Below are 22,202 nucleotides of genomic sequence, written 5' to 3'. Positions count from 1 at the left end.
CAGACAACTCATCATCAGTTTGTTTTTTACGCGCCAATTTCTAAAGCCAAAAAGACGAATCTCAGCAAAAATATTGCTGCTAAAATCCAGACGGCAAAATCGGTTTCGTGAGCTTTACCCTGAAAGGTTTTAAGCAGGGGATAACTAATAAAGCCAACAGCTAAACCTTCGGCGATTGAAAAACTGAGGGGAATAAACAAAATAGTTAGAAAAGAAGGTATCGATTCGGCAGGATCGTTCCAGTTAATTTCGGTAATGCTACCCGCCATCAAAACTCCCACAATTAATAATACTGGTGCGGTAGCAAAAGGAGGAATAGCCGAAAGTAGAGGGGTAAAAAAGATTGCCAGAGCAAATAAAATTGCTGCAACCACAGCAGTTAAACCACTGCGTCCCCCTTCAGATACGCCAGCCGCAGACTCGATGTAGGTAGCGACAGTAGAGGTGCCTAAAGCCGCACCAGCAGTGGTTCCTACCGCATCTGCCATAAATGCTTTTTCAGCATGGGGTAGTTCTCCTTGTTCATCGACAAAACCAGCCTTAACACCAACTCCTGTCAGGGTTCCTACGGTATCGAAAGTATCGACAAATAAGAAAACAAATATTACTGCTAGCAAGTTCCAAATATTGTTTTGAAATACCTGACTCAACCCGACAAAAGCCTGTCCTGCAATATTGACGGGAAAGGAGGGGAAACCAACAATACCTTGAGGCCAGGGGGCAACTCCTAAAATCCAGCCTAGTAAGGCAGTTGCAAAAATACCAATTAGCAATGCACCCTTGACTCTTCGCGCTACAAATGCGGCAGTAATTAAAATACCTGCGATCGCCATGAGGGTATTAGGAGCGGCTATATTACCCAACGTCGTAGTGGTAGTCTCACTGGTAACGATAATTCCTGAATTACTGGTCAGAGCAATATAGGCAATAAATAAACCTATACCTGAAGCAGTGGCGTGTTTGAGACAGTCTGGTATGGCAGCGACGATGCGACTACGTATCTTTGATAGGGACATGACTATAAAAATCAGTCCCTCGATAAATACTGCCGCTAAAGCCACACGCCAGTCTATTCCCAAGCCCAAGACTACCGAAAAAGCAAAGTAAGCATTGATACCCATACCTGGTGCCAGGGCAAAAGGATACTTAGCGTAGAGTCCCATTATCAGGGTAGCGATCGCCGCAGAAATTGCCGTAGCAAAAACCAACTCACCAAATAAATCTCCCGACTCTTGTAAAAAGATAGCGTTGGAGAGAATATCTGGATTTACAGCTAAAATGTAAGCCATAGTTACAAATGTCGTAACCCCTGCCAAAACTTCGGTGCGGAAATTCGTTTCCAGGCGATCGAAGCCAAAGAAACCAGCTATGCCACTCGAACTAGTTGATGATGCGTCTAGCTCGGATTTCGTTTTAGTCGGAGTAGGTGAAGGTTTCCGACTCATAGTAAATACCTCATTATTTAATAATTATTTAATTAAGATATCCTCGATACAGTATTTATTCTGAAACATTGCATACAGTCAAAAGTTAAAAGTCAAAACTAAAACCTAGATCCAATTTTCTATTACTGAAGCGAGATTTTCCCATAAACATCAACTTCATCATTAGAAAAGTTACTAGCATCGGCAAGATTATGATTGAATTTTGGCAGCGCTCCTAAAGATACTACTTGAGGAGGGCGATCGCCACTTTGTCTAGCCAGAGTTTCGGTAACGATAAACATAGCACCACCTTTTCCCCAACCAGAATCAATACCTTTACCACCAATTGCCTGATTATGGGTAAATATAGTTTTAGATAGAATTAACTTACCAGAACGGATAAAAATTCCACCACCCAAACCAGCACCACTACCGCTATAACCAACTCCACCATCGCTACCGCCAAAACCGCTTCTTCCTCCTCGTCCCGTTTTACCAGCGATTGCGCCACTGCCGCCAAAACCTCCACTGCCTCCGCCACCGCCAAAACCACCGTCACCGCCATTACCGCCATTACCGCCATTACCACTCACAACAAAATTGCCGCCATTGCCGCCATTACCAGCATTGCCAAAGCCTCCAAAACCACCGCCTCCACTGAAGACAACCGTTCCGATGCTGCCTCTATCGTCCATTAAACCAAAACTGCCAAATATCCCAGTTCCCCCATTTCCTCCATCACCACCATTGCCGCCGTTTCCTCCTTCGCTACCGCCATTGCCGCCATTGCCGCCATTACCAGCATTACCAAAGCCTCCAAAACCACCGCCACCGCCAAAAACAATGCTGCCAATACCGTTCACTCCGATGCCATTGACTCCTGCTACTGCCCCGCGATTGACCTTATATTTGTTACTGTCAGTGGCTATATCCACCTCTCGTTCTCGTAAGGGAAGCGCGGCTAAATTATTAATACCAATGCCATTAATTTCCGATGTTGCCCCACGATTGACGCGAAAATGATGGTTATCTTCACTAATATGGCTGTTAAAAGCCGTAGTTTCTAGTCTTTTCTCTTCCCATCCATCTCCTCCAACTGCCCGATTATTAGTAAAAGTAACCTCGCTTAAAATAACCGTTCCATCGTCGATAAATATTCCGCCTCCCATTCCTGCCCCCGCACCACTACCGTTACGTCCGTCTTCTCCTTTTGCCAGACCGTTGCTAATAGATAGTTTGCTAATGCTTACTTCTCCGCGTTCTATGTAAAGCACCCGATAGAGATCGTTACCACTAATAACATCGTTGCCATCACCGACGATCGCTAAATTGCTACAAATTTTGGGTAGGGGAGAGTTCAGGGCGATCGCGCCGCTGACTTGACTGAGATCGATAACATTATCATCTGGATACCGATTGGCTAGGTCGATCGCCTCTCGCAAAGAACCCCGACCAATATCGTTAGTGGTTGTCACCATAATTCGAGCAGGAATCGAGTCTAGCTCGATCGCTCTTGCTGGAGCAATTAAAAAACCCATGCAAAGCAAGATTAATAACCAAAATAGTCCCAATCTGGACAACGAACTAAATAAATTAGATAGAATATTCACAGAACAAAAATATTTTCAGTAACTTTAGCTACTTTATAAGAACAATATGCAAAAAAATTGGGAAAATTATCGACGCTGGGAACAATTACCCGAATATATAACTGCACCCCAACCTCCAAACTGGTTAACTCGATTGCTTGTCAGAGGACAGTGTTCCCTTGCTAATTCATTAGTCAGAGAAATATCTGTATCCAGAAAAGTCGAACATTTGCAAAGATGTATTAATCTGGAGCTAACTTCAGTATCTAAGGACACTCAAATTAGTGACTTTACTCTAATAGAACCTATGGGCGCAGCCAAGCGATCGCTTATTAGATCGCTGTATGGTGAATAGGGCGAACTTACAGTACGTGAGGCGCGATGAGTACAAAATTAGCTAGTTTCGATCTGGGGAATAGGAAATAGCGAACAGGGAACAGCTTATTACCTATTACTTAAAACAATTTAATTTGGTCTACCCAATCAATAACTGCTGTGATTGGCTAATAGCTCCCCCGCAACGTAAGTAGCTGCAACTGCTCGATCGTCCCCTAAAATCATCGTGGCAAATGCTTTTTCAGCTAATTCTGCCAGATTTTGCGCTTTACCGTCGGGGTTACGTAGTTTCATTATAGGTGTGGCTTGTAAATCCCAAACTACAAAATCGGCTTCTTTCTCAACCTCAAAACTGCCAATTTTATCTTCCAAAGAAAGAGCTTTAGCTGCCCCCAGTGTTGCTAAGTAAAAAGCCTGAAATACCGACAAACTCTTATTTTGCAACTGCATCACCTTGTAAGCATCACACATAGTTCGCAGTTGCGACAAGCTAGTTCCCGCACCGACATCCGTAGCCAATCCTACCTTGACTGGTGTTGTTGTTGATTTTGACTTGTCGAGTTTAAACAAACCACTTCCTAAAAATAGATTGGAAGTCGGACAGAAAGCGATCGCCGCACCCGATTCAGATAGTCTGGTAAAAGCCGAGTCATCTAATTGAATGCAGTGGGCAAAAATAGTGCGATCGCTAACCAAGCCGAATTGTTCGTATACATTCAAATAGTCTTTACTTTCGGGAAAAAGTTCGGCAGTAAACTCCACTTCACTGACATTTTCTGCCAGGTGAGTATGCACGTAGACATTGGGATATTCAGCTTTTAGCTTACCTGCTAGAGATAACTCCTCTGGAGTAGAGGTAATAGCAAAGCGAGGAGTAATAGCATAAAGTAATCGATCTAACCCGTGCCACTGCTGAATTTGTTCCCGTATCTGTCCGTAGGCAGTTGAAGCATCATTGAGTAAAAAATCGGGTGCATTGCGCGTCATCATCATTTGTCCTGCGATAATTCGCATTTTGCGACTTTGCGCCTCAGTAAATAAAGCTTCCACCGATTCTGGAAAGATAGTAGTTAAAACTACGGCTGTTGTCGTTCCATTGCGTAGTAGTTCGTCGAGAAAAAAAACGGCAATGGTGCGAGCATATTCGGCATCTTTAAATTTTGCTTCGACTGGAAACGTATATTTATCCAGCCATTGCAACAGTTGTTCTCCATAGGCACCAATCATCTCAGTTTGAGGATAGTGAACGTGGAGATCGATTAAGCCTGGAGTAATTAATTTATCTGGATAGCTAATAATTTCAGCATCACTATAGCGTTCTTTTAAGCTTTCATAACTTCCCAAAGCTTGTATTTTGCCATCTTCTACTACCAATAACCCGTCTAGTACATAGCGAATGCTATCAGATTCGGATTGATAAAAAGGATCTTCAACAAAGTCTAAAAAGGAACTACGAATAACTTTAGTAGATGATGACATGATAAAAAAACAATAAACTGCTAATTTTTTAAAAAAAAGCTTTTAGCCTTAAGCCATTAGCTATAAGCTTAATTGAGATTGACAACTTAGTAATTTTCGACCCCTTGAAGACCCTAAAAATTAACTAGTAGACTAGGGCGTAAGTAAAGCAACCTTTTAAAAATCTTAGCCTTGCTCGGTAAAGCTTTTGTCTTTTGACTTCTTGGCGAGCGTTCCCTTGCTGAGGAAACCTCAGCGGGGTCTCGCCGCTTTTAACTTTTGACTTCTGCATTGCAGTATGAGATATGTTCCTAAATTTTATTGATTTCGCCCATAGCTTTGAGATTTTTGATGTTCCTGTTTTTCTTGGGAATAAGCTTGCTTTTGATTGGTTTGATATTTGTTTGACTGCTGAGAATCTGGATAATCTTCTTGTTGAGAATATGCAGTAGCCGATTGACTTTGGCTTTGTCGATCGGGTTTTTGCTCTTGTTGGGAAGTCTGTTGAGTTTGAATGGCAATAAAATCTTGTTGTATCCAACCCTCTGACTGTTTTTCGTTCTCAAATTTGACATAATCCCATTGTTTGCCCCGATTCCCGCTTATCTGTTGCAAGACAGTGACGCGATCGCCCGTTTGTGCTTTGCCTAAAGGTGGCTTGCGTAAATCTGGTTGGGGATAAAAATTAATTGGGCGATCGCTATTGGAAGCAGTTAGAGTAGCCGATTGATTTAATTCTTGATTATTTTGATAATTGTAGGCATCGGCAGCTAAAGCCGAAGAAAAATTACCCAAACCAACTGCGATCGCAGCAACACCAGCTAAAAGACCGATGCAGACTTGCTTCAAATTCAATACTTTTGTTATTTTCATTACTTTTACCTTATTTATGCTCCAAAATTAATAACTTTCGACGTAAATTAAACTCTAGAAACTAAAAATTTCTCTAAAGCGATCGAGATAGTTCTTTCTCAGTTTGCTAAAAGTTTTACAAATAGCAGTAAGTTTCGATCGATTTTTTTTTATTTTCTGCTTGCTGTATACAGTATACTTTACAGAGTCGCCAATAATCTTTTGTCATCATAAATACAGCTTTTATACCAAAAATATATACATTATCGAAGGATACACTTACTCAACCAGTAGGCAATGACTATAGAGAACAATTCGCCAAAAAATTTCGCACAATCCCCCATAGTCTTAATTGCACCCTTCTTTTTTCTAGGCACGGCAATGGTAGCAATGAAGGCGATTATCAGTGACACTACACCTTTATTCATGGCTGGTTTTCGGCTAGTTCCTGCGGGAATCATTGTTTTACTATTGGCTGCCTGGTGGAAACTACCTCAACCTAAAACCTGGAAAGCTTGGCTATGGATATTGCTATTCTCCCTTATTGATGGAGCGATGTTTCAAGGTTTCCTGACAGAAGGCTTGGTAAGTACGGGAGCGGGTATCGGTGCGGTGCTGATCGATGCTCAACCTTTAGTAGTCGCTATTTTAGCAAGATTGCTGTTCGGAGAGTTTATTGGTTTATGGGGGTGGTTGGGTTTGAGTTTGGGAGCGATTGGTATTAGCTGTTGTGGTTTACCCAGTCAGTGGATTACGAGCCTGGCGACGGGAAATTTTAGCTTTTTACAAAATCAGTTGACTGCTATTAGCTGGCAAAGCCTAATTCAGAGTGGAGAATTTTTGATGCTTTTAGCGGCTCTCTCTATGTCTTTTGGGACGATTATGATTCGCTATGTGCGCCAACATGCAGATGTCGTTGTAGCTACGGGTTGGCACATGCTCTTGGGAGGAATTCCTTTATTTGTCTTGTCTGCTTGGACAGAGACTAATCAATGGAATAATTTAGATAGTGTGGGTTGGACGGCTTTGGGTTACGCAACATTATTTGGTACCGCATTAACTTACGGACTCTTTTTCTATTTAGCTTCCGTAGGTAGTCTTACGAGTATTAGCTCTTTAATTTTTTTGACACCTGTTTTTGCCATGCTATTTAGTTACCTATTTTTATTGGAGTCACTTACTTTTATTCAGTGGATAGGAGTGGTTTTGACCTTATTAGGTGTAGTGATGGTAATTCAAAGAGAAAAAATTAGCGAAAAACTATTTTCCTATGCTGATAAGTCAGATAGCATTGCTAACCCAAACTAGTTTTCAGGAGATTAAAAAAGAGCTTTGAGCTATAAGCCATAAGCTTTAAACTACCGCGAAGCAGTTAAAAACAAAAGTCGCTTGCTATTTAGATGAGTAAGCAATACTAATTAATATCCGTTCTTTAAATTAATTTTGAAAGTGGAATAAATAATAAAGAACGATATTTTGAAACATTGTATACAGTGTGCGAGCTAATTCTATCTCACGATAGAGAGTTGAATAAATTATGAGTTGCTAGGTTTATGGATTTGTATGGCGTTGAAACCTATCTACAGCCAAAATCTTTACAAGAAGTAAAGGCTTGGCAATCTGACTGGAATTGGTTGGCTGGCGGAACCTGGATCTTTAACCAAGCTCAACCCCAGGTAAAAACCCTGGTAGATATGGAAAAGTTTGACTGGACGGAAATAGAAATTACGCCAGAAGGTTTGACTATAGGTGCAACCTGCATCCAAAACGATCTACTGGATTTTTCTTTTCCCGAATCTTGGACTGCTACAGAAGCACTTAAAGATGCAGTGAGAGAATTGGCTTCGTTTAAGCTGTCCCATGCGGCAACGGTCGGCGGAAATATTTGTTTGGCTTTAAGTGCCAGTACCTTTGCTCCCGTGATGGTGGCTTTGGATGCCAGCTATGAAATTTGGCGACCCAATGGCGAACCATACTTTGTCGATGCAGTAGATTTTCAAACCGCACCGCAGCAGACTATCTTGCAGCCAGGAGAAGTATTGCGACGCATTAAAATTCCCGCACAGAATTTGCAATGGCAAACTAGCTTTAAACGTATGGCGGTTTGTACTGCTGGATATGCGATCGCCATTGTGGTAACAGCCTATCACACTCAAACCCAGCAGGTAAGATTTGGCATTGCAGGGAGCGTGCGATCGCCACAGTTAGTTACAGGGGAGCTTGGTAGTATATCACTACACGAACAAATGCCACCCAGTGTCGAATATCTAGAAGACGAACGCGGTAGTACTGCCTATCGTCGTCATGTTACGGGAGTACTAATGCAGCGCGGTATTACCGAATTAACTACGGGAATGAAAGGCGATCGTCGCTATTAAAAAATTAATTTTGAAACAATAGGTTGAGGTTGACCGAGAGACGGGAGGACAAGGAGATAGGGAGAAATTTAACAGCCATTTATTTATAGATAGTGTTCTTAGTTGTCAATTAGCAACTTAATTTGTAGAAACAAAGTAATATCGCGCCCTTACATAGACCATCCGAAAAATAATGCCACAATCCCTTAATTTCCAAGTCAACAACAAAAACCACAAAGCGAAATGCAACCCAGGAACCAGCTTATTAAGTATGCTTCGTAATTTGGGATATGCAGGGGTACATCAGGTTTGCGAGTCGGGTGACTGCGGTAGCTGTACGGTGTGGCTGGACGATAAACCCATTCATAGCTGTATTTATCCTGCGATGAGGGCAGATAGCCATCAGATAACCACTATTGAAGGATTGGAAAATGGCAGCTTATCGCCAATGCAGCAAGCTTTTTTAGATAAGCAGGGTTTTCAGTGTGGTTACTGTACTCCTGGGATGATTATGACCGCCAGTAAGCTAGAGTGTGGTTCGGAAGCAGAATTACGAGCAGAATTAGAAGGCAACCTCTGTCGCTGCACTGGCTATCAGGCAATTATCGAGAGCGTTCTCGAATGCGGTAAAAACAGCACTGTAAAACCGATAACCGCCAAAGAAGGACAGGTAGGAAAAGACGTTCCCAAACAAGATGGACCCGATTTAGTTACGGGAAAACCAGTATACACCGCCGACTGGTCGCCCCCAGGATTATTACATCTTAAAGTAGTGCGATCGCCCCATCCCCATGCACGTATCCGCAGTATCGATACGACTAAAGCGGAGTCTATGCAGGGAGTCGCAGCAGTTTTTACTCATAAAGATGTTACTCGCAGGGCATACAGTACCGCAGGACACGGCGCACCAGTTCCCGATCCTTTCGACCATTATTTATTGGATAATAAAGTCAGGTTTATCGGCGATCGCGTGGCGGCTGTAGTTGCCGAAACTGAAGCTATAGCCGCTCTAGCTTGCGATTTAATCAAAGTCGATTATGAGATTTTGCCTTACACGATCGATCCTATTGAAGCGATGCGGGGAGATATTGTCCTTCACGACGAACCAGAATCGAGCCAGATTCACGATGCGGCACATAATATTGCTGCTGAGATAGTATTAGAAAAAGGCAATACAGAAGCAGGTTTTGCCGAAGCCGATTTAATTGTTGAAAACACCTACACCTTACCAGCCGTCCAGCACGTACATTTAGAACCCCACGTTAGTATTACCTGGTTCGACGAAGATGGAACTTTAGTAGTTCGTTCCAGTACACAAGTACCATTTCACTGTCAGAGATTATTATCGGAACTATTTGACATTCCCAAAGAAAAGCTAAGGGTTTATAAACCACAATTGGGTGGTGGCTTTGGTAACAAACAGGAAATACTAACCGAAGACTTGTGTGTTTTAGCAACTGTAAAAACGGGTAAACCAGTCCAGTGGCGATTTACCAGAGAAGAAGAATTTACCGCTACCAATAGCCGTCATGCAATGCAGATCTGTCTTAAGACTGGGGTAAAAAAAGACGGTACAATTGTCGCTCAGGAAATGAGAGCAATTTCTAATACGGGAGCTTATGGCAATCATGGCGAAACGGTAACTTTTCTGACAGGTTGTTTTCCCCTGGGCTTATATCGCTGTGCTAACCAATTTTATAAAGGAACTGTAGTTTATACCAATACCATGCCCGCAGGTGCGTTTCGCGGTTATGGTGCGACTCAAGGCACCTTTGCAATGGAGTCTCAACTTGATGAAGTTGCCAGTAAATTAAATCTCGACCCAATAAAGCTGCGCCAGAAAAATATAATTACTGCCGAAGATGAAATTTTAATTGGCAGAGAAGAACATTTTCATATTATCGGTAGTTACGCTCTCGATGAGTGTATAGCTAAAGTTACTCAGGCGTTAGACGATCGGTCAGGAAAGAAACTGGAAACAAAAAAACATCTAAAGCGCGGTGTAGGCTTTGCCGCCACTATGCAAGCCAGTGGTTTAGCTAAAATTCATTTAGCCAGCGTCAAAATTTCCCTGTTACCTAACGGAAAATACGAACTGCGAACGGGTTCTGTAGATGTAGGTACGGGTTCGGATACTACCTTGCGTCAGATAGCGGCAGAGGTTTTGGCAACTACAGTAGAAAACATAAGTTTAGTTGCTGCCGATACTCACAATACGCCATTCGATGCTGGTTCTTACGCCTCCGCTACCGCTTTTATTTCGGGACAAGCCGTAAATTTAGCCGCTCAAAAATTGCGATCGCAACTTCTTAAAACCGCTGCCAAGATTATGGAAGTCAAGCCAGATAAATTAGAGTTAGACGAAGATAAAGTATTTAATTCCTCAGCAAATATATCTCTCCAGCAATTAGCAGAACGAGGAGAACTAATTGCTGTAGAATTAGAACACACTAGCGATCGCGCTTCTCTAACTTTTGCCTTTATGGGTGTAGAAGTTGAAGTAGATACAGAGACGGGCAGAATCACCGTCTTGCGCTGCGCCGAGGCGATCGATATCGGTAAAGCAATTAATCCGCGTATGTGTCACGGACAGGCAACGGGGGGTATAGTTATGGGCTTGGGATATGCCCTAAATGAAGAACTGCGCTTTGACGAACGAGGCAAGATACTTAATCCCTGCCTGCGTACCTATCGCATTCCTGCGGCTACCGATGCCCCACCAATGGATGTATTCTTAATCGAAAAAGCCGATCCTTACGGTCCTTTTGGTGCTAAGGGTATTGGCGAAATTGGCACCAACTGCACTGCACCTGCGATCGCCAACGCCGTCGCTAACGCTACAGGAGTACGCCTAACTCAATTACCGATGATTCCCGAACGAGTATGGCAAGCAATAGAAAAAGTGGCAAATAGCAAGTAGAAGGTTTTGATAAGTTTTGGCTTTTAATATCAAATTAACACTAACAATTTAAGACTAATGACCAATAACCAAAGTTTCTATCAACAACTTATAAATGTTCTTCAAAGAGAATCGGTAGTAATGGCAACTATCGTTAAAGTTATTGGTTCTGCACCGAGAGAAGTTGGAGCAAAAATGGCAGTATGCGGTGATGGTAACATTATTGGTACAATTGGCGGTGGTGCGGGTGAAGGAGAAGTAATAGAACGATCTTTGAAGGTACTAGAGACAGGAGAAAAGCAGCTTATCGAAATCGATCTTACTGGTACGTCAGGAGAAGATGTGCGGGGTATATGCGGCGGTAAAGTAAAAATATGGCTAGAAAAATGGTCGGAATGGGAAATTGCCCTTGTCGAGCAAATTTTGGAGTCATTTAGATTGGGACAGACTGTTAAGTTAATTACTCCATTTACTAAATACACCCGACCTTATTTAATTGGAGACTTAGACTTTTCACGGGAACGAGATTTTTTTAGTGAATTAGAAAGTTTACCCCATCTTCAGTTTATTGAAACTATCCAACCCTCACCTACTTTACTAATAGTTGGCGGTGGTCATGTAGGTGTAGCTTTGGCGAAAGTTGCTAGTTTAGCAGGATTTCAAATTGCCGTACAGGACGATCGCGCTGAATTTGTTACTTCGCAAAGATTTCCTCAAGCACTGCATTTGTTTCAGTCTATTAACACTGCTTTAGATACTCTTGCCCAATCTCAGCTTTATGTTGCTTTAGTAACCCGAGGCTATCCCCAGGATCTCGAAGCGATGCAGACTCTTTTACAACGTCCTGTAGTTTACCAGTATATCGGCGCGATCGGCAGTCAAAAACGTATTCGTACCCTCTATCAAGTCTTACAGCAGCAGGGAATACCTTTAGAGAGATTACAAGATATTTATGCACCTATCGGCTTGGATATCGGTGCCCTTACACCCGAAGAAATTGCCGTAAGTATTTGCGGCGAATTAATTAAAGTGCGTCGTGGCGGTACGGGTAAATCTCTTTCCCAAAGGTTACAAAACTTATCAGCGCGATCGCGGATTCATCTGGAAGAATTAGCTTATGCGCCACTGCCCTAATCGAGATTTCGCGCTAATTTTGGCGGCTGGTTTTTCTACCCGCATGGGTATTTGTAAAACTTCACTTCCCTGGCACGATAATAGAACCTTGCTACGCTACCAGGCAGAACAGTTTTTACAGACTGGCATTACCCCAATTATCGTGCTTGGTTCGCATAATGCCCAACGTCAAGTAGATTGTCCCGATGGTAGCCGAGTTGTAATTAATGAGTGTAGTCAGAACGGTAAAACTAGCTCGATTTTAACTGGCTTACAACTTCTTCCTCAACACTTCTCTAGCGTTATTATTTCCGCCGTCGATCAGCCGCGATCGCTTTGTATCTATCAGTCTTTACTGCAAACCTATCGACAAAAACAAGCTTTAATTGTAGCCCCTTGTCATCGAGGGAAATTAGGACATCCTTTATTATTTAGCGATCGCTTACTACCAGAACTAAAAAACATTACTGAAGCTAGTTTAGGCTTACGTCGGGTTGTCAACAAGTTTTATAATGCGATCGCTAAAGTAGAATTTAGCACCTCAGAAGTTATATCGGACCTTAATACTCGCGATCGCTACCAATTAGAATTATCTAAATATCAAGTAGCTAAAAGCTAAAAGCTTTAATTTAAGTTTGCTCTATCAGCGATCGCAACAATGTATCGATCGATATAATTGTTAAGAATTTTGTAGCTGAATCTCTCTTAGGAACGAGGGGATTCAGTAAATATCATGGAATCTTAAAAGAAATAGTTTATAGAAATCCCAATTTGGAGACAACAATGGCTGACATGACCACTCTAGAAACAAAGCTTGCAGATCTCAAGCTGTTTCAAAACGTTTTAATTGAAAATGCTCAAAAACTAGTAGCAGCGACAGATGATAGTAAAATCCGCGAACGGCTAGAAAAAATGATGTCTAGCGATCGCGAAAATCTTAATTCTATCGAAGAAGCCATTTCTAAACTCGGTAGTACCGCAGAACCTCGTGACATCACTCAAAAACACGCCGAAAAGGTCGGACAAATGATGGATGGCTCCGAATTAAGCCTGTATGATAAATTTTTTCAGCTAGAGTTACTAAAGCATCAACAGACTATGACTGGCTTGGTAATTCATAAAGTTGCTCAATCATTAGACGATAAACTCCAAGATGCAGTAGAGCCTTTGAATAAAGTAAATTTTGAAAATCGCGCTCATCAAGAAATTCTTAAAGGCATTCTTTACTTTGTCGGAACAAGAGAAATGGCTGGTAAAGAACCAGATATGGGCATTTGGGGCAGTGTCGAACAAGGTATTGCTGCTCTTAAAGGTGCGGTAGGCAGCGCGACTAGCTAAACTCTCATAATTTGGTATTAATTTAAAACTTATAGAGCGATCGCCACTTTTTAATCAGGCGATCGTTTTTTATTAGATGACCTAAAATGTAGCGATCGCGACTGATTTTCTTTTGTCTTCCTCATAACCTAAACGATAGCAGCACTTGTTATGACAAGTGAAGATTTATTTGGAGGACTAACTCGTGTGCGGCATTGCTGGAATTATCTATCGCGATCCTCAACAATATTATCGTTTGGGCAAAGATTTACTTAGTGCGATCGCGCCACTAGAGAGTAGAGGAACTGATTCTTGTGGAGTAGGCGTATACGGCAAAAGAGTCGAGCCTCCTAAAATCAAACTAATCTTACGCATAGAAAGTGTAGTTTGGAAAGAACTATCAGAATTGCTCGATAGATGGGCAAAAATCAACGAGTTAGAAAAGATTCATGCAGGTTTTCGGGTCGAATTAGAGCTACGAAACAACTGCACCATTGAAGATTTAAAAAGCCAACTAGTAAAACATTTACCTCAAGTACACCTGCAAAGCAGCGGACAACAACTAGAAATTTATAAAGAAGTAAGCGATGCTGCTAGTTTATTCGCCAAGTACAATCTGACAGAATTTACAGGTAGTCACGGACTCGCTCATACACGGATGGCAACCGAATCAATGGTAGATAATCTACGGGCACATCCTTTTAGTGCTGCACCAGATATGTGTATCGTTCACAATGGGCAAATTGCTAATTACTACAAACTGCGCTTTGAGTTAGAACGCAAAGGAATTTTGTTTGAGACAGATAACGATTCGGAAGCGATCGCTAATTATCTGCGTTACCAGTTACTTCAGGGTAAGACATTAGAAGATTCGTTAGCGAGTGTTTTAAAAGACTTTGACGGTACCTATACTTTCTTAGTAGCAACGCCAGATAAAGTCGGTTTGGTCAGAGACAAGTATGCTGCCAAACCCGCCGCAATCTATGAATCGGATACTATGGTGGCGATCGCCTCAGAACATCGAGCTTTACTCAATATACCAAGTCTCGATCCTAACGGGTCAATTCGCGAACCCGATGCGGGAGAAATTAATATTTGGTCGGTAGCGGCTAATTCGGCTGATTTTCCCTCTCAGGCGAAGGTTTTTATTAATAGGTAATAGGTAATAGGTAATAAATTATTATTTGCTACTTGCTACTTATAAAGCTTTCCCTGTCGGTTCATTAACGTCAATTTAGATAACACAATTTGCGATCGCTCGAAACAATTATGCAACAACCAACAGTTTTACAGGATACGGTCATTGACTGCGAGAAATTAAGTACCAGAGAAATCAATCAGCAACTAAAAGCTATGGTTGCGGAAGGAATTGACAGGGTGAAATTAGTCAATCCTGCTGGCAAGCATAATTTAGCAGTAGGGATGACAGAGGCGATCGCTATTGAGATTGACGGCTCGGTAGGTTATTACTGCGGCGGTTTGAGTAGTGGTATAAACCTGAAAATATCAGGTAACTGCGGCTGGTCGTTGGGAGAAAACTTAATGGACGGTCAGATTATCGTTCGCGGTAATGCTTCGGCTAATGCTGCCGCGTCTGCTCATGGAGGCAGAGTTTGCATTCTGGGTAATGCAGGAGCGAGAGCGGGGATTTCTCTTAAGGGTGGGACTTTAATTGTTACTGGTAACGTGGGTTATGGTTCGGCATTTATGATGCAGGAGGGACGCATAATTATCTGTGGCGATGCGGCGGGAAATTTAGCCGACTCGATTTATGAGGGAGCGATTTATGTTGGGGGAAATATTACCTCTTTGGGAGCCGATGCCAAGCTCGAACCGATGACGGCGGAAGACTGGCAGTTTTTAAAGACGGAATTGAATAATCTAAAAATCGATCCTCGCACCTATAGCTTTAAAAAAATAGTTTCCGCTAAAGAATTGCATCATTTTAAATCAGAAGATTGGTTCAAATTTAAGGATGCGTATTAAAAAAGGCAAAAGTTAAAAGTCAAAAGGCAAAAGTTTTTTTAATATTTCCTGCTTTATAAGCAATTTAAAAAACATTAATAATGATAGATAAACAAACTTTAGAGACTAGCAGTACCTATAATCCTCAAACCATTAAAGCGATTCAGGAAAGAGCCGAACTCGGACGCTACTTGATTCGGGGCTATGGTGCTTTTCGTAATGTTCCGCGCTTTGACGATCTGGTTTTTTTGACGGCTTCTCTAACGCGCTTTCCCTTAGAAGGTTATCGAGAGAAATGCCAGACCAAAACAGTGTTAGGAACTCGCTATGCCAAACGCCCGATGGAATTGGAAATTCCCATAACTATTGCGGGGATGAGTTTTGGCGCACTGTCGCGTAACGCTAAAGTAGCTTTGGGACAGGCAGCGACTTTGGTAGGAACTTCTACAACTACGGGTGACGGGGGTATGCTGCCAGCAGAGAGAGAAGCTTCGTCTAAACTGGTCTATCAATGTTTGCCTTCTCGCTATGGCTTTAATGTTAAGGACTTAAAAAAAGCCGACGCGATCGAAATTGTCGTAGGACAGGGTGCTAAACCTGGGGGCGGTGGTTTACTACTCGGTCAAAAGGTAAGTAAAGTGGTAGCTGGAATGCGAACTTTACCCGAAGGAGTCGATCAGCGATCGCCCTGTCGCCATCCTGACTGGGTAGGTGCTGACGATCTGAGAATCAAAATCGAGGAGTTGCGGGAAGCAACGGACTGGCAAATTCCTATCTATGTCAAGATGGGTGCTACCCGCGTTAAGGACGATGTCAAATTAGCGGTTAAAGCAGGGGCAGATGTAGTAGTCCTTGACGGTATGGAAGGGGGAACGGCAGCTACTCAAAGTATTTTTCAAGAACATACGGGGATTCCTACCCTACCAGCTTTAGCACAGGCAGTAGAGGCACTCAAAGAACTCGATGTTTATGGCGAGGTGCAGTTAGTTATTTCTGGCGGGATTCGTTCGGGTCCCGATGTGGCTAAAGCCTTGGCATTAGGCGCGGATGCGGTAAGTTTGGGAACTGCTACCCTAATTGCGATGGGCTGTAACAAACCAGTTTATATCGAGGATTATCACAAGCTAGGTACGGAACCCTATCACTGCCACCACTGCCATACGGGAATGTGTCCTGTAGGCATTACTACACAGGATGAAGAATTGATGCAGAGATTGCCAGTAGAACAGGGAAGGATTTGGGTAGCTAACTACCTACAATCGATGATGATGGAGGTTCAAAGCCTCGCGAGAGCTTGTGGCAAATCCGACATTCACAACTTAGAGCGAGAAGATTTGGTGGCATTAACCTTAGAAGCCTCGGCAATGACTAAGTTACCCCTGGCAGGAACAGATTTTGTAATGAGATAAATTTTATCCCTAACTGTAACCAATAGTGCGGTTTCTATTAGGCGCGATCGGATATGGTTTTTAGAAAGCTATTAGCCGATCGCTCAAAATATTTAAACTTATTCTAATTCGAGACATCTAGACAAACTACAAATAAAGCTAACAGCTTAGAGCTAATAGCTTAAAGCTATTTATATAACAAGGAGTAAGATCGTGATTGCAACTTTAACTGCTAGTAAAACTTTAGTTCAACTTGCAGAAGAATTAGAACTAAAATTTTTCTTAGTATCCTACACCGATCTTTTAGGGGGAACGCGGGCTAAGTTAGTTCCTGCGGCTAAAATTGCCTCCGTCGAAGAATCTGGTGCTTTTTTTGCTCCCTTTGCCTCAAATTTGGGACTAGGACCCGATGCAGGAGAAGTAGCAGCCATTCCCGATCCCAGCTCTTTAATCGTTTTACCCTGGCAGCCCAATGTTGCCTGGGTGGCTAGCGATGTTTACCTCGACGGAGAACCGTTTCCTGCTTCGCCGAGAATTATTTTCAAGCAGGTTCTAGACAAATGCCATAAGCTCGGTTACGAACTAAAGACAGGCGTTGAAGCGGAATTTTTCTTACTCAAAGACACTGATAATGGCTTGCAAATTGCCGATAGTAAAGATACTGCCGTTCGTCCCTGCTATGACCAAATGAACCTGATGCGTCAGTTCGATTTTCTCTCTACGATTATTGAATACCTCGAACAGTTGGGCTGGGAACCCTATCAATGCGACCACGAAGACGGTAACGGACAGTTTGAAATCAACTGGAAATACAGCGATGCTCTAACTACGGGCGATCGCCACGTCTTTTTTAAGTATATGGTTAAAACCCTGGCAGAACAGCGAGGACTGACGGCTACTTTTATGCCCAAACCATTTTCTAACCTGACAGGCAACGGCGCACACCTACACCTCAGTCTCTGGCAGGGCGACAATAATGTATTTGCCGATGCTAACGACGAAATGGGCTTATCTCAGCAAGGCTATGAGTTTTTAGGCGGAGTCCTCAAACACGGACGGGGTTTGACGGCACTTTGCAACCCCACTATTAATTCCTATCGCCGTCTCGGTGCGACTACGACTACTTCTGGTAGTACCTGGAGTCCCCGCTACATCTCCTACGGGGGTAATAATCGCAGCCACATGATTCGCATTCCCGAAGCTGGTCGTTTTGAGTGTCGCTTGGTAGATGGTGCCGCTACGATGTATCTCGCACAGGCAGGCATTTTAGCCGCAGGTTTGGTAGGCATGAAAAATCATACTTCTCCAGGGGAACGCTTAGATGAAAATATGTTTGCACGCGGTTTGGAGTTTACCGACTTAGAAACTATACCAAACACCCTATATGAAGCTTTGCAGTGTTTGGAAGCAGACGATCTGTTGATGACTGTTTTAGGAGAAATGGGAGCCAAAACCTATCTCGACTTCCGCCATAATGAATGGAATTCTTATTCTAGTGAAGTTACGCCTTGGGAATTTAAACAGTATATCGATAGCTAACGTGGAAATTATTTTAGTTGCCCGCGATATTTATCTAACCTTTCATAAACTCTATATTCGATAGGCAAACTTTCATAGGTAAGATAATAATTCTGATTCCATTCTGCGAGATATTCATTAAACCAAATTTCTTCAGGGATGAGATCGTGCGTGTCTGCTTTACCTTTGTTGTGACTCAAATGTATTGCTCCTACCGAACCCGAATTAATTAGATTCAGGCAAGTTTCTCGTGTCGCTTGACTATTTCCACCATGCCAAATATTTACATGAGACACATCTAGCAGTAAAGGAAAATCGACTAAGGTGCGATCGCTAGAACACCAATATTCAGTTGTTACCCCCAGCTAAATTGATAAAATCTTCCCCTGCAACAGCAAAGACGAGATCGCCGTTGCCATCGAAATCCGCTAGTAACTCGATATCGATTTCATCATCCTCAGCGTTCCCATAAACAGTCACTTCACTTCAGTGAGATACTCAAACTCTTCCCCAGGCAATGGGGGCGTACTTTTAGGAGAGAAGCGAAATTGGGTTGCCTGCTCGTAAGAGTAGGCTAAGCCCAGTATGGTCTGGTTCGCTGTAAGGACACTCCGTAAAGGACATAGTAACTGGCAATCCCTCTTCACTGTCTTGCCCTTACTATCTTATGCTTCCCCTTCGCTAATTACTCTTAATCGCACCAGGCGATCGCCCGATTCATCTAAATAAACTTCGATAGTGTCGTTGGTTAGAGTTTCCAAACAGGTTAACAAAGATCTTAGGTGAGGGTTGGATGCACCAGTTTCTACATACAGGCGATCGGCAACATTACCCAAACGTTTCCAAGTAGTATAGAGTTTGCCTACAGTCTGCTCCAAGTTAGTAGCCTGCTTGACTAAATCGGCGGCAGTATTAATGCAGTCTAATCTTAAAGCTTCTTCTAATGCCATTTCCAAATCGATCGCGGAGTCTCTAATAGTTTGTACCTGAGCGCAAGCATCGAGATATTTTGCCAGATTTTTGGCTTCGCTAGTCATTAGCTTAACCGTATCGATGTCGGGACTGGCGGCAATCTCTTTTCTGATTTCGGCTAAATGGGAATCTGGCAGTTTTTCCATCTCTCTAACTAACGGTGCGAGATGGCGAGCGGGTAAAGAACCTTCGGTTGCTTTTTCTTTTACTTCATCGGGTAATAATTCCGAACTCATTGCCGTCCATTCATCGGCAAGCTGTTTTACTTCACGACGGGTAATGCGATCGCCCTGTTGAGCCGCTTCGCTGACTAACTTTTGAATTTCTGGTTCGGCTTTGGCAGTTTCCACAAAAGCCCGTTTGCTAAAGTTGTTGATACTATTAGGGTCTAGCTGCCCTTCAGCCAGCAACGTATCGGCACTATTGGCTAACTGTATCAGAGCATACGCCTGGGACTTGGTAATTTCACGATTTTTTAACCAGTTGATAAAGCCAGCACCCCTGCCTTCACCACCTTTTTTTTCCCGATCTCTTACCGCTCTTAAGATCCGCCCCCGCCAAATATCGGTTTGCAAATCGAAGCGTTCGCAGATGCGCCAAAATGTATCTAGCTGCTGTTGAAAATCAGATTCCCGTATCGCTTCATCTTCGGGATCTGGTAGATCGAAATCAAAATCTATAGGAGTCTCTAGAGCAGCAACTATTTCTTCTTTAGGTATGGAGTTGCCGTTCAAACCATTCACACCAACACTTTCAGGCATTTATCAATTTATTTATTAATTATCAGCTATTAATTATCCTATGCTCTACAGCGATCGCGAGCAAAAAAACAGTAAAAAGTAAAAAGTATATTTAGGCTTTAGGGAACGGGGAACGGGGAACGAGGAACGGGGAACAGGCAAGAGCCAAGAGCCAAGAGTAGAAACTTTTTACTCGCTACTTGCTACTCGCTACTCGCTACTTACTATTCCCCTTCCATTGCCTGCTTGCCGTAATTAACTTTCCATAAACAGCTAGAAAGAAAATTAGTAATTACGTGAGCTATTATTGGCACCAAAAGATTTCCTGTAATCAGAGTACAGTAGCCCAAAACAAAACCAACTACAGTCGCCCAGACTACATAAGACCACTGACTGGCACCACTAAGGTGCAGAACGCCAAATAACAGGCTTGAAACTATTAGTGCCGTCCAATTAAAGCCGAAAGCAGGAAGCATCATACCGCGAAACAATAATTCTTCGCTTAAACCAGGTAATAATCCCAACCAGATTAAATCTCCCCAAATCAATGGTTTGATGATTAACTTCAGGTAAGCTTCAGCACTCCGACGATAGGCAGGCCAAATACGATAGATTATGCTGCTACTGATAATAATACTTGCTGCCGTGCCTAAACCCCATAACAGAGCTTGAGAGTTAAACTCTACTGGCAGTAGTCGAACCGAGCTAAATTTCTGCCATACTTTAACGATTGTCAGCAAAATAATTGCTGTCACTCCCATGACAACTAAAATTTGAGTTCGGCTAAGGGGTTCTATTTCGGGACTGTTTGAATTTGCCACGGATTTTTTTATGATAAGCAACGAAGAGAGGATATAGAGGGCGCGAAAACTCGAAAATCGACACCCGCTCGCATTGAAACCAAAACTCCCAATGCCTCCAAATAAGATTTTACTCTAATGGTTTTAACACCTAAAGGTTCGGGAGGGGTTTGCATTTGGGTAAAGTTGTCACTAACGCTAATAATTTTGGTAGTTGGAGAATTACTAAAGCTCAAGGTAGCACTACCACCACAGGCTGTATGAGGTATTATTAGTGCATCTACTATATCAGACCAAATTGTTTGGGAATTAAAAGTACGATTGTCTGTAAACTGAGGCGCACGACTCAAACCCACTAAGACACAGGGTAAAAAGGTATAGCCTAGTTCTTCAGCGGCAGCACGGGGCGAAACTTGAGGATCGACTGGTAAAGGCATTAAAGCGGGAGCGTGAGCGGCAGGAATTTGAAACTCACGCACGATTAAATGAGAAATAACCGCTTCTGCCCCTGCCAAACAGTCTACTCCTCTTCCATAACGATAGTTTTGTAGTTCGGGGCTATCTTCATCATCGGGGAATCGAGCCACGACAGCGATCGCTTCTGCCCCTGCCTGAGTAATTAGTTTATCGGCGGCTCTCAATAGACTATCGGGATTGCCAATAGTACCCCAGCTAGCACCGCTACTAGCAGTACGCAATTCTACTTTTAAAGGAGCGTCGGTAACAACATAATCGCTCAGGCTCAAGCCCAAAGTCGCTCTAGCTGCATCGGCAGCTTGCAGGTGTCGCAGGCGTAGTTCTGGTTCGATACCGCAATCCAACAGCAACCCTACCTTATTTTGCCTTACTGGAAGTAACCCCCAGTCACCTGCGGCAAAGCGATCGAGTCCATAGCCTTCTACGTACAGAGTATTACCCTGGGGATAATATAGCTGTGCGCCGTTAAGTACATTGGGATGGGTAATCAGGCGATCGCTTATTTGTGCTATGGCGCGGGCTACTGGCAAAGCATCGCCAGCATAACCGCCAATTGCCGCTCCTACTCCCGTGGGAACAATTAAAACTACTGTAAAAGGCTTCACAATTATTTTGCTGCTTTGTCACTTTGAGTGACAATCGCCTCTACCGTAACTTTTTCATTTTCTTTGTCTACTTTGGTAACTGCCCAACGCAAAGGATTGCCATGTTGAGATAATTGAGCTTCAATTTCCTGTTGTAAAGGTTGTGATTCTTTTAAATCGATTTCAGCAGTAATAAAGTGAGTAGTCATTGGTATTTTGCTATTAAAAGGCACTAGTAAATATTTTCTAGTCTATAGGCTGTTGATTGTAGAATAAAAAGTAATAGTTAATATTTTTTTATTATTTGTTAATTTTCTGTATTGTTTGAATTACAGGGATACTTTTAGAGTTTCGTTACGTCTAGATCTTAATTAGTCAATCAATATAGTATATCGTTGCGATTTATTAGAAGC

Annotated in this window: 21 protein-coding genes; 11 read left to right on the top strand and 10 right to left on the bottom strand. The window is 42.7% G+C overall.

The genetic code is table 11. From position 1 onward, the window contains the following. Positions 1 to 26 precede the first annotated feature (26 nt). Together KV40_RS09165 and KV40_RS34845 are read right to left on the bottom strand one after the other, a co-directional pair. Positions 27 to 1,445, bottom strand: a complete 1,419-nt coding sequence (locus KV40_RS09165) for an NCS2 family permease (protein ID WP_052055496.1) — start codon at positions 1,443 to 1,445, stop codon at positions 27 to 29. Positions 1,446 to 1,567: 122 nt separating this feature from the next. After that, positions 1,568 to 3,034 (bottom strand): hypothetical protein, encoded by a 1,467-nt coding sequence (locus KV40_RS34845; RefSeq protein WP_156113997.1) that lies wholly within the window; start codon positions 3,032 to 3,034, stop codon positions 1,568 to 1,570. A gap of 46 nt (positions 3,035 to 3,080) precedes the next feature. Here KV40_RS34845 and KV40_RS09155 point away from each other — a divergent pair, with 46 nt between their 5' ends. Next, a complete protein-coding gene (locus tag KV40_RS09155; protein ID WP_036480145.1) occupies positions 3,081 to 3,368 on the top strand; it encodes a hypothetical protein in 288 nt (95 codons plus the stop codon). Between the two features lie 128 nt (positions 3,369 to 3,496). Here KV40_RS09155 and guaD read toward each other — a convergent pair whose 3' ends face one another. Beyond that, positions 3,497 to 4,828 (bottom strand): guanine deaminase, encoded by a 1,332-nt coding sequence (gene guaD / locus KV40_RS09150; RefSeq protein WP_036480142.1) that lies wholly within the window; start codon positions 4,826 to 4,828, stop codon positions 3,497 to 3,499. A 297-nt stretch (positions 4,829 to 5,125) separates the two neighbouring features. Further along, positions 5,126 to 5,680 carry an SH3 domain-containing protein gene (locus tag KV40_RS09145; protein ID WP_036480140.1) on the bottom strand — a complete coding sequence of 185 codons (555 nt, stop codon included), beginning with the start codon at positions 5,678 to 5,680 and terminating at the stop codon, positions 5,126 to 5,128. A 276-nt stretch (positions 5,681 to 5,956) separates the two neighbouring features. On the opposite strand from KV40_RS09145, the gene KV40_RS09140 reads away from it, so the two are divergent. The 10 genes from KV40_RS09140 to glnT all read left to right on the top strand — a co-directional run bounded on the left by KV40_RS09140 (position 5,957) and on the right by glnT (position 18,237). Further along, positions 5,957 to 6,967 carry a DMT family transporter gene (locus KV40_RS09140; protein WP_036480137.1) on the top strand — a complete coding sequence of 337 codons (1,011 nt, stop codon included), beginning with the start codon at positions 5,957 to 5,959 and terminating at the stop codon, positions 6,965 to 6,967. A gap of 245 nt (positions 6,968 to 7,212) precedes the next feature. Then, positions 7,213 to 8,037, top strand: a complete 825-nt coding sequence (locus KV40_RS09135) for a xanthine dehydrogenase family protein subunit M (RefSeq protein WP_036480135.1) — start codon at positions 7,213 to 7,215, stop codon at positions 8,035 to 8,037. Between the two features lie 172 nt (positions 8,038 to 8,209). Beyond that, the gene (locus KV40_RS09130; RefSeq protein WP_036480133.1) at positions 8,210 to 10,936 is read left to right on the top strand and encodes a molybdopterin-dependent oxidoreductase; all 2,727 of its coding nucleotides are present in this window, start codon (positions 8,210 to 8,212) and stop codon (positions 10,934 to 10,936) included. 57 nt (positions 10,937 to 10,993) lie between these two features. Beyond that, positions 10,994 to 12,049: an XdhC family protein gene (locus KV40_RS09125; RefSeq protein ID WP_052055494.1), complete on the top strand. Its 1,056-nt coding sequence runs from the start codon at positions 10,994 to 10,996 to the stop codon at positions 12,047 to 12,049. Then, positions 12,033 to 12,647 (top strand): NTP transferase domain-containing protein, encoded by a 615-nt coding sequence (locus KV40_RS09120; RefSeq protein WP_036480131.1) that lies wholly within the window; start codon positions 12,033 to 12,035, stop codon positions 12,645 to 12,647. Before KV40_RS09125 ends, KV40_RS09120 begins: the two co-directional genes overlap by 17 nt. 173 nt (positions 12,648 to 12,820) lie before the next feature. Further along, on the top strand, positions 12,821 to 13,366 hold the full coding sequence (locus KV40_RS09115; protein ID WP_253274203.1) for a hemerythrin HHE cation-binding protein: 546 nt from the start codon (positions 12,821 to 12,823) through the stop codon (positions 13,364 to 13,366). A gap of 184 nt (positions 13,367 to 13,550) precedes the next feature. Next, a complete protein-coding gene (locus KV40_RS09110) occupies positions 13,551 to 14,504 on the top strand; it encodes a hypothetical protein (RefSeq protein ID WP_036480127.1) in 954 nt (317 codons plus the stop codon). Positions 14,505 to 14,614: 110 nt separating this feature from the next. Next, positions 14,615 to 15,331 (top strand): hypothetical protein, encoded by a 717-nt coding sequence (locus KV40_RS09105; RefSeq protein WP_052055493.1) that lies wholly within the window; start codon positions 14,615 to 14,617, stop codon positions 15,329 to 15,331. A gap of 80 nt (positions 15,332 to 15,411) precedes the next feature. Next, positions 15,412 to 16,719, top strand: coding sequence for an FMN-binding glutamate synthase family protein (locus KV40_RS09100; RefSeq protein ID WP_036480125.1), 1,308 nt, complete (start codon positions 15,412 to 15,414; stop codon positions 16,717 to 16,719). A gap of 192 nt (positions 16,720 to 16,911) precedes the next feature. Next, entirely contained in the window at positions 16,912 to 18,237 is a 1,326-nt protein-coding gene (gene glnT, locus KV40_RS09095) for a type III glutamate--ammonia ligase (RefSeq protein WP_036480123.1), read from the top strand. 8 nt (positions 18,238 to 18,245) lie between these two features. Here the strand turns inward: glnT and KV40_RS09090 are convergent, their stop codons facing one another. The 6 genes from KV40_RS09090 to KV40_RS09070 form a co-directional block, all read right to left on the bottom strand. Further along, the gene (locus KV40_RS09090; RefSeq protein ID WP_052055492.1) at positions 18,246 to 18,512 is read right to left on the bottom strand and encodes a hypothetical protein; all 267 of its coding nucleotides are present in this window, start codon (positions 18,510 to 18,512) and stop codon (positions 18,246 to 18,248) included. Between the two features lie 52 nt (positions 18,513 to 18,564). Continuing rightward, entirely contained in the window at positions 18,565 to 18,696 is a 132-nt protein-coding gene (locus tag KV40_RS36950) for a hypothetical protein (RefSeq protein ID WP_256381113.1), read from the bottom strand. A gap of 185 nt (positions 18,697 to 18,881) precedes the next feature. Further along, positions 18,882 to 19,949: a hypothetical protein gene (locus tag KV40_RS09085; protein ID WP_052055491.1), complete on the bottom strand. Its 1,068-nt coding sequence runs from the start codon at positions 19,947 to 19,949 to the stop codon at positions 18,882 to 18,884. 203 nt (positions 19,950 to 20,152) lie between these two features. Continuing rightward, positions 20,153 to 20,749, bottom strand: coding sequence for a CPBP family intramembrane glutamic endopeptidase (locus KV40_RS09080; RefSeq protein ID WP_036480789.1), 597 nt, complete (start codon positions 20,747 to 20,749; stop codon positions 20,153 to 20,155). Positions 20,750 to 20,757: 8 nt separating this feature from the next. Then, positions 20,758 to 21,813, bottom strand: coding sequence for a DUF3326 domain-containing protein (locus KV40_RS09075; protein ID WP_216595590.1), 1,056 nt, complete (start codon positions 21,811 to 21,813; stop codon positions 20,758 to 20,760). Further along, complete coding sequence (locus KV40_RS09070; RefSeq protein WP_036480119.1) at positions 21,813 to 21,998, bottom strand: hypothetical protein; 186 nt, start codon at positions 21,996 to 21,998, stop codon at positions 21,813 to 21,815. The genes KV40_RS09075 and KV40_RS09070 overlap by 1 nt, the downstream gene beginning before the upstream one ends. Positions 21,999 to 22,202 lie beyond the last annotated feature (204 nt).

It is taken from the genome of Myxosarcina sp. GI1 (genome assembly GCF_000756305.1).
Taxonomy (GTDB): domain Bacteria; phylum Cyanobacteriota; class Cyanobacteriia; order Cyanobacteriales; family Xenococcaceae; genus Myxosarcina.
The sequence above is the reverse complement of the archived record's forward strand: the minus strand, read 5'-3'. Positions and strand labels throughout refer to the sequence as shown.